Source organism: Sphingobium olei (assembly GCF_042678845.1).
Lineage (GTDB): Bacteria > Pseudomonadota > Alphaproteobacteria > Sphingomonadales > Sphingomonadaceae > Sphingobium > Sphingobium olei.
The window spans coordinates 39,210-52,576 of record NZ_JBHTLS010000127.1 but is presented as its reverse complement, the minus strand read 5'-3'; the positions used below and the strand labels follow the sequence as shown (position 1 = coordinate 52,576).

Here is a 13,367-nt window from a genome sequence, read left to right as displayed (position 1 = left end):
GTTACTCCGCTGCCTCCATGACGGGGGCGCTACCCTTGTTTTCCGCGATCCGGCGCTCGATTTCCGGGCGGAAGTGCCGGATGAGGCCCTGGATCGGCCAAGCCGCCGCGTCGCCGAGCGCGCAGATGGTGTGGCCTTCGACCTGCTTGGTCACCTGGAACAGCATGTCGATTTCGCTCTGGTCCGCGTCGCCGGTGCGCAACCGTTCCATCACGCGCCACATCCAGCCGGTGCCTTCGCGGCAGGGGGTGCACTGGCCGCAGCTTTCATGCTTGTAGAAATAGCTGAGGCGGCTGATCGCGCGGACGATGTCGGTGGACTTGTCCATGACGATGACGGCGGCGGTGCCGAGGCCCGAGCCGAGCGCGCGCAGCCCGTCGAAATCCATCGGCGCGTCCATGATCTCCTTCGCGGGGACCAGCGGGACCGAGGAACCGCCGGGGATCACGGCGAGCAGATTGTCCCACCCGCCCCTGATGCCGCCGCAATGGCGGTCGATCAGTTCGCGGAACGGGATCGACATGCTCTCTTCGACCACGCAGGGCTTGTTCACATGGCCGCTGATCTGGAACAGCTTTGTGCCGCGATTATTCTCGCGCCCGAAGCCGTTGAACCAGGCCGCGCCGCGCCGCAGGATCGTCGGGCTGACCGCAATCGATTCCACATTGTTGACCGTGGTCGGACAGCCATAAAGGCCCGCGCCCGCCGGGAAAGGCGGCTTCAGGCGAGGCTGCCCCTTCTTGCCCTCAAGGCTCTCGATCTGCGCGGTTTCCTCGCCGCAGATATAGGCGCCCGCGCCGCGATGGACGAAGACGTCGAAATCATAGCCGGAGCCGCAGGCGTTCTTGCCGAGGAAGCCCTTTTCATAGGCCTGCTCGACAGCGGCGAAGAGCACCTTCGCTTCGTAGATGAATTCGCCGCGAATATAGATGTATGCGGCGCGCGCCCGCATCGCGAAGCCGGCGATCAGCGCACCTTCGATCAGCTTGTGCGGATCGTGGCGGATGATCTCGCGGTCTTTGCACGAACCGGGTTCGGATTCGTCCGCGTTGATGACCAGGAAGCTCGGGCGGCCATCCTTGCTCTCCTTGGGCATGAAGCTCCACTTCATGCCGGTCGGAAAGCCCGCGCCGCCGCGGCCGCGCAGGTTCGACGCCTTGATGATGTCGATGATGGCGTCCTGGCCGATCTCCATCAGCTTCTTCGTATCGTCCCAGTCGCCGCGCTTCATCGCGGCGTCGATGCCCCAATCCTGGAAGCCATGGACGTTGGTGAAGATGCGGTCCTTGTCGGCCAGCGGGCCGACGAAAGGCGCCGGTGCTGCGGGTGCGTCGGTCATGCCCACTCTCCCCGATAGTCATGATTTTCGCTGACCATCTCTTTCAGCGTAGTCGGTCCGCCTTCCGGCGCGCTGGTCTGGCGGTCGATCTGCGGGCCGATCTTGGGCTGGCCGCCGGAGGCGAGCGTTTCCAGGATCGCGCTCATGCTGTCGTAGGTCAGGTCTTCGTAATTGTCGTCGTTGATCTGGACCATCGGCGCGTTGGCGCAGGCACCCAGACACTCGACCTCGGTCAGGGTGAAAAGGCCGTCCGGCGTGGTCGAACCCTTGATCAGCCCCTTATTCTTGCAGGCCGCCATGACATCGTCGGAGCCGCGCAACATGCAGGGCGTCGTGCCGCACACCTGCACATGATAGCGGCCGACCGGGGCCAGATTGTACATGGTGTAGAAGGTCGCGACCTCATAGACGCGCATGTACGGCATATCGAGCTGACGCCCGATATATTCCATCACCGGCACGGGCAACCACCCCTGCGTCTGCGTCTCCGCGCCCACCTGCCGCTGGGCGAGATCGAGCAACGGCATCACAGCGGACTGCTGACGGCCGGCAGGATAGCGCGCGATGATCTTCTCGGCGTGCGCGGCGTTTTCAGCCGTCCACGCAAACGCGCCCCAGCGCGCGCGGGTCTCGGCTTCGTCCGGAATATGAATTGCGTCAGCCATTATGTTCTGGCCTCACTGATAGAAAAAGCTGCGCTATCGCGTATGGTATCCGACCGGCAACTGCGATCACAATCGCCAGGACCGGTCCGATGATGAACCCCCAACCACCGCCCGGATAAGGATTGCGAAGCTCAGACGCGATCAACCAACCCGCAGCGACTAGTCCTAGGAAGGTGGACCCAATCCAGAAAGCTCGGAAGTATCGCAAAATATCGGTGAACTGATGGCTACGTCCCGCCGCCTCGTCAGCCAACTGTTGCCTATACGATTCGAGAAACCTCACCGGTCACACTCCCCGAACACGATGTCCATCGCGCCGAGGACGGCGGTGGTGTCGGCAAGCATGTGGCCCTTCATCATGAAGTCCATCGCCTGCAGGTGGCTGAAGGCGGTCGGGCGGATCTTGCAGCGATAGGGCTTGTTGCTGCCGTCGCTCACCAGATAGACGCCGAATTCGCCCTTGGGGCTTTCGGTCGCCACATAGACTTCGCCGGCGGGCACGTGGAAGCCCTCGGTATAAAGCTTGAAGTGGTGGATCAGCGCTTCCATCGAGCGCTTCATCTCGCCCCGGCGCGGCGGCGCGACCTTGGTGTCGAGCGACAGCACCGGGCCTTCGGGCATCTCGTTCAGGCACTGCTTCATGATGCGCGCGGACTGACGCACTTCCTCGACGCGGACCATGAACCGGTCGTAGCAGTCGAAATTGGTGCCGACCGGAATGTCGAAGTCCATGCGGTCATAGACGTCGTAAGGCTGCGCCTTGCGGATGTCCCATGCGATGCCGGATCCGCGCAGCATCGGGCCGGAAAAGCCCCATTTCAGCGCGTCTTCCTTGCTCACCACGGCAATGTCGACATTGCGCTGCTTGAAGATGCGGTTGTCCGCGACCAGGCTGATCGCATCCTCGAACAGGCGCGGCAGGCGGGTGTCGAGCCAGTCGGCGATGTCGGTCAACAGCTTGAGCGGCACATCCTGATGCACGCCGCCCGGCCGGAAATAGGCCGCATGCATCCGCGCGCCCGACGCCCGCTCATAGAAGTTCATGCAGTCTTCGCGCAGCTCGAACAGCCACAGGTTGGGCGTCATCGCGCCCACGTCCATGACGTGCGAACCCAGGTTCAGCATGTGGTTCTTGATGCGGGTGAGTTCCGCGAAGAAGGTGCGCAGATATTGCGCGCGGATCGGCACTTCGAGGTTCAGCAGCTTTTCGACCGCCAGCACATAGCTGTGCTCCATCCCCATGGGCGAGCAATAGTCGAGCCGGTCGAAATAGGGCAGCGCCTGAAGATAGGTCTTATACTCGATCAGCTTCTCGGTGCCGCGATGCAGCAGCCCGACATGCGGGTCGCACCGCTCCACGATCTCGCCGTCCAGTTCCATGACCAGACGCAGCACGCCGTGCGCCGCCGGGTGCTGGGGACCGAAGTTGATCGTATAATTCTGGATGTCCGTATCGCCCAGCGTGGGGTCGCTGGCGTCGGTGCGGTGCTCCAGTTCGTCGAGATAGTCTGCCATCAGGCCTTATCCTCGGGCTTTGCGGTGCCCTCGCCCTTGTCGGCGTTCACCTCGGCCGGGTTGTGAGCGGGTTCGGCCTTCACTTCGCCCTGCGAGGTCGAAGCGCCATGCGGCACGGGCTTTTCCTCGGTCGCCTTGGCGGCTTCCTTGTTGGCGGGTTCGCCCGCGCCCGTGTCTTCCTTCTTCTCCGTCACCTTGGGCGTGCCGGCGGCAGCGTCGCCCTTTGGCGCTGCGGGAGGAGGCGGCGGCGCGGCGGCAGGCGACGGCGCGCCGGGAGCCTGGGGCGCCTTCTCGTCGCCGGGAAGGATATATTCCGCGCCTTCCCATGGGCTCATGAAGTCGAAGCTGCGGAAGTCCTGGGCCAGCTGCACCGGCTTGTAGACGACGCGCTTGTCTTCCTCGCTGTACCACATCTCGACATAGCCGGTCAGCGGAAAGTCCTTGCGCTGCGGATGGCCGCGGAAGCCATAGTCGGTGAGGATGCGGCGCAGGTCGGTGTTACCGTCGAACACCACGCCATACATGTCGAACACCTCGCGTTCCAGCCAGCCGGCGACCGGCCAGATGTGCGTGACCGTGGGAACGGGCGTATCCTCGTCAGTCGTCACCTTCAGGCGGATGCGATGGTTCCGCGTGACACTGAGCAGATGATAGACCACCTCGAACCGTTCGGCCCGGTCGGGATAGTCGACCCCGGCGATTTCCATCAGCTGCTGATACTGCGCACGGTCGCGCAGCAGCGTCATGGCGTCGGCCAGGCTCTCCCGAACCACGGTGAAGCTATATTCGTCGGCATGATGGACGGTGTCGATCAGCATCGCCCCCAGCAGGCCGCCGATTTCCTCGGCAATGCCATCGATGATCGCGATCTTCGGTGCGGAATGGCCCATATCAGCGCTCAATCGTTCCGATGCGGCGGATCTTCCGCTGCAACTGCATCACGCCGTACAGCAGCGCTTCGGCCGTCGGGGGGCAACCGGGGACGTAGATATCCACCGGCACGATGCGGTCGCATCCGCGCACAACGGAATAGCTGTAGTGATAATAGCCGCCGCCATTCGCGCAGCTGCCCATCGAAATCACATATTTCGGGTTGGACATCTGGTCATAGACCTTGCGCAGCGCCGGGGCCATCTTGTTGCACAGCGTGCCCGCAACGATCATCACGTCCGACTGGCGCGGGGATGCACGCGGCGCCGCGCCGAAGCGCTCCATGTCGTATCGCGGCATGTTCACGTGGATCATCTCCACCGCGCAGCAGGCCAGGCCGAAGGTCATCCACCAGAGCGAACCGGTGCGCGCCCACTGGAACAGCTCCTCGGTCGAGGTGACGAGGAAGCCCTTGTCGGTGACTTCGCTGTTCAGCGAGTCAAAGAAGGCCTGATCGGGCTGCGTGCCGGCGGGCAGAAGCGTGCCGGGCGCGGGCCGTTCGAGTTCTACTCCCAATCGAGTGCTCCCTTCTTCCACGCATAGACGAGGCCGAGCACCAGCTCCGCTATGAAGATCATCATCGTCGCCCAGCCGGCCCAGCCGATCTGGTCGAGGCTCACCGCCCAGGGAAACAGGAACGCCGCTTCAAGATCGAAGATGATGAAGAGGATGGCGACCAGATAGAAACGCACGTCGAACTGGCTGCGCGGTTCCTCGAACGCCGGAAAGCCGCACTCATATTCGCTGAGCTTGGCGGGGTCGGGCTGATGCGCGCCGGTCAGGCGGCCGACCAGCATCGGCAGGAACACGAATGTCCCCGAGAGCAGCAAGGCGACCCCGAGAAAGATCAGGATCGGCAGATATTGGCTAAGATCGACCAACGGAATCCCCTGGGCGAAAAGGTTGTGGGCGCGCTTTAGGCCCGCTGCATATGCGAAGCAAGGGGCGACGGCGGTGAGAATGAATCGCAAAAAGGCCAAGTGCCTGAAGCGCTTGGCCCTTATACGTCAGCGCAACGCGCCAGCCACCAACTTATGTAATTTGGAATGAATGGCGTCGTTGCCCGCGATCACTTCCTTGCGGTCGATCATCTGGTCGCCGCCCCGGAAATCGCTGGTGAAGCCGCCCGCTTCCCGCACGAGCAGCAGACCCGCCGCCATGTCCCAAGGCTGGAGGCCGCTTTCCCAGAAGCCGTCGTAGCGGCCAGACGCGACATGCGCGAGGTCGAGCGCCGCCGCGCCGAAGCGGCGAAGGCCCGCCACGGAGGGGGCCACCGCGCCGAAGATGCGCGTCCACTGCGCCATGTCGCCATGGCCCATGAACGGAATGCCGGTGGCGATCAGGCAATCGCCCAGGTCGCGGCGCGACGACACGCGCAGCCGCTGGTCATGCCGCCACGCGCCCCGGCTCTTTTCCGCCCAGTAGCTTTCGTCGGTGACGGGCTGATAGACCAGGCCCGTCGTCACCTCCCGCTTCTGCCCGCCGAACAGCGGTTCCTCCACCGCGATCGAGATGGCGAAATGGGGGATGCCGTGCAGGAAATTGGTCGTGCCGTCCAGCGGATCGATGATCCAGCGCGGCTTGGTGGGATCGCCTTCGATCACCCCGCCCTCTTCCAGCAGGAAGCCCCAGTCGGGACGCGCCTTCTGCAATTCCTCGACCAGCGTACGTTCCGCCTGCTGGTCCGCCTTGGACACGAAGTCGGCCGGCCCCTTGCGGCTGACCTGAAGATGCTCGACCTCGCCGAAGTCGCGGCGGAGCTTGGAGCCCGCCTTGCGCGCGGCGCGTTCCATGACGGTGAGAAGGCCGGAGTGCGATACCATTATTATGTCTCCCTTCCCCGCCGGGCGGAGAAGATGGGTTGGAAGTGGGTCAGCGGCTCTTGGGCTTCTGCGGCGGACCGGATTTCGGCGCGGCACCCTTTGGCGGAACGCCGGGCGGCGGCGGTGCCGTGCCGCCGGGGCGGAAACCGCAGACGCCTGCCATTACCGTCAGCACCTTGTTCGGATCCTTGGCGTCGAGCTTGTTGCCCGCCAGCACCTTCGTGGTGGCGTCGCTGACCTTGCCGAACGGATTTTCGTAGAAGCAGACGAACAGCGCGTTCTTGATCGGGTCGTCGACCTCCTTGGACTGGAGCGCGCTCATCAGCACCTTGAGGTGAAAGGCGGCCGTGTCCAGCTGCGCCTTCGTCGGCGCAGCCGGCCCGGCGGCGAGCGCGGGCGCCGACAGGGCGGCCGCCGCGATCAGGAACGCGCTGCGGACGATCATCAGTCGGCCCGCTTCACATATTCGCGCGCATAGACGTCGACGACGATGCGGGTGCCGGTGACGATGTGTGGCGGCACCATGACGCGCACGCCATTGTCCAGGATCGCGGGCTTGTAGCTGGCGGAAGCGGTCTGCCCCTTCACCACGGCGTCGGCCTCCACGACCGTCGCTTCGATGGTTTCGGGCAACTGGACGCTGATCGGACGATCCTCATACATTTCGAGCACGACCATCATGCCGTCCTGCAGGAAGGCGGAGGCGTCGCCGATCAGATCCTGCGCCAGGTTGATCTGCTCGTAGGTTTCGGTGTCCATGAACACCAGCATGTCGCCTTCGGCATAGAGATACTGGAAATCCTTGGTGTCGAGGCGGATGCGCTCGACCGTTTCGGCCGAGCGGAAGCGGACATTGTTCTTGCGGCCATCGATCAGGTTCTTGAGTTCCACCTGCATATAGGCGCCGCCCTTGCCGGGCTGGGTGTGCTGGATCTTCACGGCGCGCCACAGGCCGCCTTCATATTCGATGTTGTTGCCGGGACGGATGTCCACGCCGCTGATCTTCATGGGAAGAGCCTGCCTATATGTCTGATGGTGGAAAAGAGCCGGCCTCGCATGAGGCTGGCGCGCGTTTACAGCGCTCCGGGGCGAAGGGCAAGAGGGCTGCGTCTGTCGGAGATTGCGCGCTTGACTTCGCATATGTCCCGCAGAAATCGGCGTTTCATGTCCTATGTAGGACATTTTCCTGCGCGATTGACGCCATTATAGGAGGTCGGCGCCCGCTTAGGACAGGTCAGCGAGACACGAGCAGCGGATAGGGATTGATCGCCCGCCCGCCCTGCCAGGGATCGCCCGGCCCCATCACATGAACCGCGAAATGGAGATGCGGGGCGGACGGATCGGCATTGCCGGTGCTGCCCACGCTCGCGATGCGCTGGCCGCGCCGCAGCATCTGCCCTTCATGGATGCCGGGCGCATAGCCGTCCAGATGCGCGTAATAATAGGAGAAGCGCCCGTCCGCCGAGCGCTGATAGAGGGTGCGCCCCCCCGCTTCGCTCCAGAAAATCTTTTCCACCCGACCATCGGCGGCGGCGACGACGCCCGCACCGCGCGCTGCCATGATGTCGATCGCGTCATGCGCCCGCGCGCCGCCCGCCCGCGCCTCTGTAAAGGTGTCGGTCAAGGCGGAGGGCGGCACGCCCTCCACCGGGACCAGCAGCGGGCCTGCATCGACAGCCTCGCCCTGCGCCTCCACCACCGGCGAAGGCGCGCCCGCCGGGACGATCCGCACGCAAAAGCGGACGAATGCGACGCAGAGCAGCAGCGCGATCGCCACGCTGCCCCACAACCGCCATCTCATGCCTGAAACGTCGCCTTCACCCCGCTCTTCACCATCTGCGCGAGCCGGGCGGCGTCCCAATTGGTCAGGCGAATGCAGCCATGGCTTTCGGTCCGGCCAATGGTCTGCGGTTCGGGCGTGCCGTGGATGCCGTAATGATCCTTGGACAGGTCGATCCACACGATGCCCACCGGCCCATTGGGTCCGGGCTTCAGCACCGCCTTCTCGTCCTTGGACGACGCGTCCCAGAACAGGTCCGGATTGTAGTGGAAGTCGGGATTGCGGCTGATCCCCTTGATCGTCCATTCGCCGATCGGCAGCGGATCATGCTCCGATCCGGTGGTGACGGGGAACTGCGCGATCAGCTTTTCCTGCGCATCATAGACTTTCAGCAATCCCTCCGACTTGTCGACCACCAGATGATCCGCTTGCGGCTGCTCCTTGGCGACGCCGAGGCTGGCGAGCGTCTCGCCCCAGCCCCTTTCGTCGCCCTCGATCCGCGCGACCGGCTGGTTGGCTATGGCGGGCACCCGGACTGTCGAGCCCGCGCCCACCTTCGTCCCCGGCGGGTTCAGCGCCACCAGCGTTTCGGGCGTGGTGTGGAACCGCTCGGCCAGCTTTTCCAGCAGGTTGCGATAGGTCAGCGCCGGCAGCTTCGCCTGCTCGTTCAACCCCTTGGGAATATTGAAGAAGGGGCCGCGCGCGAAATTGGCCGGTATGCGGACAAGCCAGCTATCGGGCACCTGCTGCCCGGCCAGAAGGGCGGCGGCCGTCTTCTCGTCATAGGTTCCTGTGGCGGGCAGGTCGTTCGCCTCCTGGAAACCGCGCAATGCCGCCTTGAAGCTCATCCCGTCCTTGCCGTCGATCACGCCGGGCGAAAAGCCGCGCCGGTCGAGCGCGACCTGCGCCTGCAGGATGCGGTTGATCTGGGGCGCCTTGCCCGCCGGTTCCTCCACCGTCTCAAACGCATAATCGGTTTCCGACAAAGCGCCAGACTGCGCCGGCTTGGGCTTCGTGGCGTTGGCGGCCGCGCTGTCATTGCCGTCGCTGATCGATATGTTGCAGGCGCTGCACAGCAAGGCGGCGGTCAGGATCGATGTCTTCAAGGCTGGCTCTCCCTTTTCCTCTCGGCCGAAAAACGCATCAAAGCCCGGAAGGCTGCTTCCTTATCCTGTGGCGCGCAGGCGGATTTTCCGCTTTGCATCGTTGTCAGGAAAAGCCGTTCCGGCTCGTCGCCCTGTCGCCCGAGGAGTTCCGATGCTCGACCGCCGTTCCTTCCTTGGCAGCGCGGCTGCCGCCTCCATCGCCACGCCGCTGGGTGCGGAGGCGCTGAGCAGCCTCCCCCTGCCTGCAAGCGACATGTTCGGCAAGGATCCGGACGGCTATTGGAAGGCGCTGCGCGGCCAGTTCCTGATCCCGACCGACGTCGTCAACCTGAACGTCGGCACCGTCGGGTCATCGCCCCGCCCGGTGTTGAAGGCGATCTTCGACGGCTTCATGGACACCGAGCGGATGACGCAGGCGAGATCGGAAGACTATCCGATCTGGGGCTACGGCCCATGGGAGGAGTATCGCGCGCCCTTCGCGGCCTTCATGGGCGCGCGGACCGAACAGATGGCGATCCTGCGCAACTGCACCGAGGCGAACAGCTATGTCGCCAACGGCTTCGACATGAAGCCCGGCGACGAAGTGCTGATCAGCGACGAGGAACATGGATCGGGCGAGATGCCCTGGATGCTGCGCCAGCGGCGCTACGGCGTGGTGGTCAAGAAATTCGCCCTGCCCAAGCCGCCCAAGAACGCCGCCGAAATATTGAACCGCATAAACGAGGCGATCACGCCCAGAACGCGGATCATCTTCGTCAGCCATATCAGCACCGCCACCGGCGTCGTCCTGCCGGCGAAGGAGATCGCCGCCCTCGCCCGCTCGAAGGGGATCGTCTCCGCCTTCGACGGGGCCCACGCGCCCGGCATGATAAAGGTCGACCTCAACGACATCGGCTGCGACATCTATACCGGATCGATGCACAAATGGCTGTTCGCGACAAAGGGGACGGGCTTCCTCTACCTGCGCGACAAGTCAGTTATGGACAGGGTGTGGAACACGATCGCGACCGGCGGCTATGACGACCCCACCCGCATGGCCGATCGCTACATGCAGATCGGCTCGTCGTGCATCCCGACGCTGATGGGCCTCAACGCCGCGATCGCGCTCGCCGACCAGATCGGCATGGACCGGATCGAGGCGCGCGGGCGGATGCTGGCGGACTATATCCATGCCGGTATGATGGAGCGCGGCGCGGAAAGCTGGACCTCGCCCGACCCCTATCTGCGCGGCGCGATCGCGACCGTAAACGTGCCGGGCGTGCAGCGCATGGAGTTGCAGGACTGGCTGTGGACCAATCACAAGGTCCGCATCCGCGGCGGCAACCCCAGCAAGCTGCGGCTCGCCACCCCCTATTTCATGAGCAAGGCCGACATCGACCGCTTCCTTGGCCTCTACGACCAGTTCCGCAGGACCAAGGGCCTTGCCTGACGGCTTCGTTGCACCCTGTCCTACTTTGTTCTATGGGCCGCGCTGACAGCCCCGGCACCCGCTGATCCTTTCCGATTCGCGTTGCCGGGGCGCATTGTTTTTGAAGAAAAAGACAGGAACGCGCATGGCCCGTCGCCGGCAAATCTACGAAGGCAAGGCAAAGATCCTTTACGAAGGCCCCGAACCGGGCACGATCATCCAATATTTCAAGGATGACGCCACCGCCTTCAACGCGCAGAAGAAGGGCACGATTTCCGGCAAGGGCGTGCTGAACAACCGCATTTCCGAGCATATCTTCACCCTGCTCGGCCAGATTGGCGTCCCCACCCACTTCATCCGCCGCCTCAACATGCGCGAACAGCTGGTGCGCCAGGTGGAGATCGTGCCGATCGAGGTCGTGGTGCGCAACGTCGCAGCCGGATCGCTCAGCAAGAAGCTGGGCATCGAGGAAGGCACGCAGCTGCCCCGCACCCTCATCGAATATTGCTACAAGGACGATGCGCTGGGAGACCCGCTGGTGTCCGAGGAGCATATCGCCTGCTTCGGCTGGGCCACGCAGGAGGAGATGCACGACATTGCCGACATGGCGATCCGCATCAACGATTTCATGTGCGGCCTGTTCGCCGGCATCGGCATCCGCCTGATCGACTTCAAGCTGGAATTCGGCCGCCTGTACGACGGCGATTACAGCCGCATCATCCTGGCCGACGAGATCAGCCCGGACGGCTGCCGCCTGTGGGACATGAACACCGGCGAGAAGCTGGACAAGGACCGGTTCCGTCGCGACCTGGGCGGGGAAGTGGAGGCCTATCAGGAGGTCGCGCGGCGGCTGGGCCTGCTGCCCGAGGGGCTGGACACCACCGTCCTCGACCTCGACACCCATCGCAAGAAGCGCGAGAAGGAATAAGCGAAAAGGCCGGCCGCAAAGCCGGCCTTTTTCATGTCAGGCCATCGCGGCATCGACGACGAGCTTCAGACCCAGCAGGATCATGAGGATATAGATCAGCGTGTAGAAGCGGGCGGCGTCCACGCGCCGGACCAGCCACACGCCGGCGAAGGTCGCCGCCACCGCCACCGGCACCAGCATCGCCGTGGACAAAAGGTTCGTTCGCGTGAACTGGCCGAGCGCGGCATAGGCGGGCACCTTCATCCAGTTCATGACGGCGAAGGCGATGGCGGTCGTGCCGATCAGCGTGTCGCGCGGCAGCTTGCGCGGCAGGACATACATCTGGAAGGGCGGCGACCCGGCATGGGCGATCTGGCTGGTGAAGCCGCTGGCGATGCCGAAGAGGACGCCCACCCAACCCGGCGCGTTGGACGGCAGCACCACGGCATTGCCGCGTTCCACCCACAGGCGCTGAAAACCGAACAGCACGGATATGACGCCCAGCGCCCCGAGCACCGCCACTTCCGACACCTGCGCCGCGAACAGCCAGCCGATCGCAATGCCGATCGCCGCGCCGGGCAGCATCACCTTCAGCACCGCGGCGTCCCAGCTCCTTCGGAACGCCCAGACGCTGACCGCGTCCTGCAGGATCAGGATCGGCAGCAGGATCGCCGCGCCCCGCACCGGATCGACGCCGATCGCCATGATCGGCATGGCAAGCGCGCCGACGCCGGCGAAACCGCCCTTCGCCAGGCCGGACAGGATGACCGCGACGATCGCGTAGACGATGTAGACGATATCGGGACTCATGAGGTGGCGCTTAGGCGATCCGCCGCGCAATGAGAATGGCGGATGCGGGCGCCGCGCAGACGCCGCATAATGGCTTGCCTCCGCGCGGCCACGCGCCTAGGGGGTGCGGCATTATCGATCTCCGCGCCGCACGGCCGGTTCATGCCCGATACCAAGGAGTCTCCGCCCGATGAAAGCCCGCATCTTCGTCACCCTCAAGGGCGGTGTGCTCGATCCGCAGGGCAAGGCGATCCATCATGCCCTGGAAGGGCTGGGCTTTGGCGGCGTCAACGATGTGCGCGCGGGCAAGCTGATCGAGCTGGACCTCGATGACGGCACCAGCGACGAGGATATCGACGCCATGTGCCGCAAGCTGCTGGCAAACACGGTGATCGAAAATTACCGCATCGAAAAGGTGGGCTGAGTCATGAAAAGCGCCGTCATCGTCTTTCCGGGCAGCAATTGCGACCGCGATCTGGCGGTGGCGTTCGAGGCTGCGACCGGTGCGAAGCCCGCCATGATCTGGCACCGCGACACCGAGCTTCCCGACGATATCGACCTGATCGGCGTACCGGGGGGCTTCTCCTATGGCGACTATCTGCGTTCCGGCGCGATGGCGGCGCGATCACCGGTGATGCAGGCGGTGGCGAAGGCGGCCGATCGCGGCGCCTTCGTGCTGGGCGTCTGCAACGGGTTTCAGGTGCTGACCGAAAGCGGGCTGCTGCCCGGCGCGCTGCTGCGCAATGCGGGCGGCCATTTCGTGTGCCGCGACGTCGCGCTGACGGTGGAGAATGCGCAAAGCGCCTTCACCAGCCTGTATGAAGCGGGCGAGCAGATCCATTTCCCCGTCGCGCATCATGACGGCAATTATTTCGCCGACGATGCCACGCTCGACCGGCTGGAAGGCGAAGGGCGCGTGGCGCTCCGCTATGCCGAGCCGGTCAACGGGTCGGCCCGCAACATCGCCGGCATCCTGAACGAGGGCGGCAACGTGCTGGGCATGATGCCGCATCCCGAACGGGTGATCGAACCTTCGCATGGATCGACCGACGGCGCACGCCTCTTCAAGGGACTGGTGGAAGGTCTGCTGACCCGCGCCTGATTT

General features: G+C 64.3%; 16 protein-coding genes. 4 read left to right on the top strand and 12 right to left on the bottom strand.

All coding sequences use genetic code 11. The features are described 5' to 3' along the window. Position 1 precedes the first annotated feature (1 nt). The 11 genes from nuoF to ACFQ24_RS12620 all read right to left on the bottom strand — a co-directional run bounded on the left by nuoF (position 2) and on the right by ACFQ24_RS12620 (position 9,158). Entirely contained in the window at positions 2-1,339 is a 1,338-nt protein-coding gene (gene nuoF / locus ACFQ24_RS12670) for an NADH-quinone oxidoreductase subunit NuoF (RefSeq protein ID WP_380911732.1), read from the bottom strand. Continuing rightward, on the bottom strand, positions 1,336-2,004 hold the full coding sequence (gene nuoE, locus ACFQ24_RS12665; RefSeq protein WP_380911730.1) for an NADH-quinone oxidoreductase subunit NuoE: 669 nt from the start codon (positions 2,002-2,004) through the stop codon (positions 1,336-1,338). Before nuoE ends, nuoF begins: the two co-directional genes overlap by 4 nt. A 279-nt stretch (positions 2,005-2,283) precedes the next feature. After that, complete coding sequence (locus tag ACFQ24_RS12660; protein WP_380911728.1) at positions 2,284-3,519, bottom strand: NADH-quinone oxidoreductase subunit D; 1,236 nt, start codon at positions 3,517-3,519, stop codon at positions 2,284-2,286. Then, positions 3,519-4,409 (bottom strand): NADH-quinone oxidoreductase subunit C, encoded by an 891-nt coding sequence (locus tag ACFQ24_RS12655; protein ID WP_380911726.1) that lies wholly within the window; start codon positions 4,407-4,409, stop codon positions 3,519-3,521. Before ACFQ24_RS12655 ends, ACFQ24_RS12660 begins: the two co-directional genes overlap by 1 nt. A 1-nt stretch (position 4,410) precedes the next feature. Then, positions 4,411-4,965 (bottom strand): NuoB/complex I 20 kDa subunit family protein, encoded by a 555-nt coding sequence (locus ACFQ24_RS12650; protein ID WP_066767273.1) that lies wholly within the window; start codon positions 4,963-4,965, stop codon positions 4,411-4,413. After that, positions 4,956-5,330: an NADH-quinone oxidoreductase subunit A gene (locus ACFQ24_RS12645; RefSeq protein ID WP_373932558.1), complete on the bottom strand. Its 375-nt coding sequence runs from the start codon at positions 5,328-5,330 to the stop codon at positions 4,956-4,958. The genes ACFQ24_RS12650 and ACFQ24_RS12645 overlap by 10 nt, the downstream gene beginning before the upstream one ends. A gap of 126 nt (positions 5,331-5,456) precedes the next feature. Beyond that, on the bottom strand, positions 5,457-6,272 hold the full coding sequence (locus ACFQ24_RS12640) for an inositol monophosphatase family protein (RefSeq protein ID WP_380911723.1): 816 nt from the start codon (positions 6,270-6,272) through the stop codon (positions 5,457-5,459). 49 nt (positions 6,273-6,321) lie between these two features. Then, the gene (locus ACFQ24_RS12635; RefSeq protein WP_380911721.1) at positions 6,322-6,717 is read right to left on the bottom strand and encodes a hypothetical protein; all 396 of its coding nucleotides are present in this window, start codon (positions 6,715-6,717) and stop codon (positions 6,322-6,324) included. After that, positions 6,717-7,280 (bottom strand): elongation factor P, encoded by a 564-nt coding sequence (gene efp, locus ACFQ24_RS12630; protein WP_380911719.1) that lies wholly within the window; start codon positions 7,278-7,280, stop codon positions 6,717-6,719. The genes ACFQ24_RS12635 and efp overlap by 1 nt, the downstream gene beginning before the upstream one ends. Positions 7,281-7,506: 226 nt before the next feature. Continuing rightward, positions 7,507-8,073, bottom strand: coding sequence for a M23 family metallopeptidase (locus ACFQ24_RS12625; RefSeq protein ID WP_380911717.1), 567 nt, complete (start codon positions 8,071-8,073; stop codon positions 7,507-7,509). Beyond that, the gene (locus tag ACFQ24_RS12620; RefSeq protein ID WP_380911715.1) at positions 8,070-9,158 is read right to left on the bottom strand and encodes a L,D-transpeptidase family protein; all 1,089 of its coding nucleotides are present in this window, start codon (positions 9,156-9,158) and stop codon (positions 8,070-8,072) included. The genes ACFQ24_RS12625 and ACFQ24_RS12620 overlap by 4 nt, the downstream gene beginning before the upstream one ends. 151 nt (positions 9,159-9,309) lie before the next feature. Here ACFQ24_RS12620 and ACFQ24_RS12615 point away from each other — a divergent pair, with 151 nt between their 5' ends. Beyond that, positions 9,310-10,587, top strand: coding sequence for an aminotransferase class V-fold PLP-dependent enzyme (locus tag ACFQ24_RS12615; protein ID WP_380911713.1), 1,278 nt, complete (start codon positions 9,310-9,312; stop codon positions 10,585-10,587). Positions 10,588-10,711: 124 nt separating this feature from the next. Beyond that, complete coding sequence (purC, locus tag ACFQ24_RS12610; RefSeq protein WP_066764533.1) at positions 10,712-11,494, top strand: phosphoribosylaminoimidazolesuccinocarboxamide synthase; 783 nt, start codon at positions 10,712-10,714, stop codon at positions 11,492-11,494. Between the two features lie 36 nt (positions 11,495-11,530). Here purC and ACFQ24_RS12605 read toward each other — a convergent pair whose 3' ends face one another. Further along, entirely contained in the window at positions 11,531-12,283 is a 753-nt protein-coding gene (locus ACFQ24_RS12605) for a sulfite exporter TauE/SafE family protein (protein WP_380911711.1), read from the bottom strand. A 169-nt stretch (positions 12,284-12,452) separates the two neighbouring features. On the opposite strand from ACFQ24_RS12605, the gene purS reads away from it, so the two are divergent. Together purS and purQ are read left to right on the top strand one after the other, a co-directional pair. Beyond that, positions 12,453-12,686, top strand: a complete 234-nt coding sequence (gene purS / locus ACFQ24_RS12600) for a phosphoribosylformylglycinamidine synthase subunit PurS (protein ID WP_380911710.1) — start codon at positions 12,453-12,455, stop codon at positions 12,684-12,686. A gap of 3 nt (positions 12,687-12,689) precedes the next feature. Then, entirely contained in the window at positions 12,690-13,364 is a 675-nt protein-coding gene (purQ, locus tag ACFQ24_RS12595) for a phosphoribosylformylglycinamidine synthase subunit PurQ (protein ID WP_380911708.1), read from the top strand. Positions 13,365-13,367 lie beyond the last annotated feature (3 nt).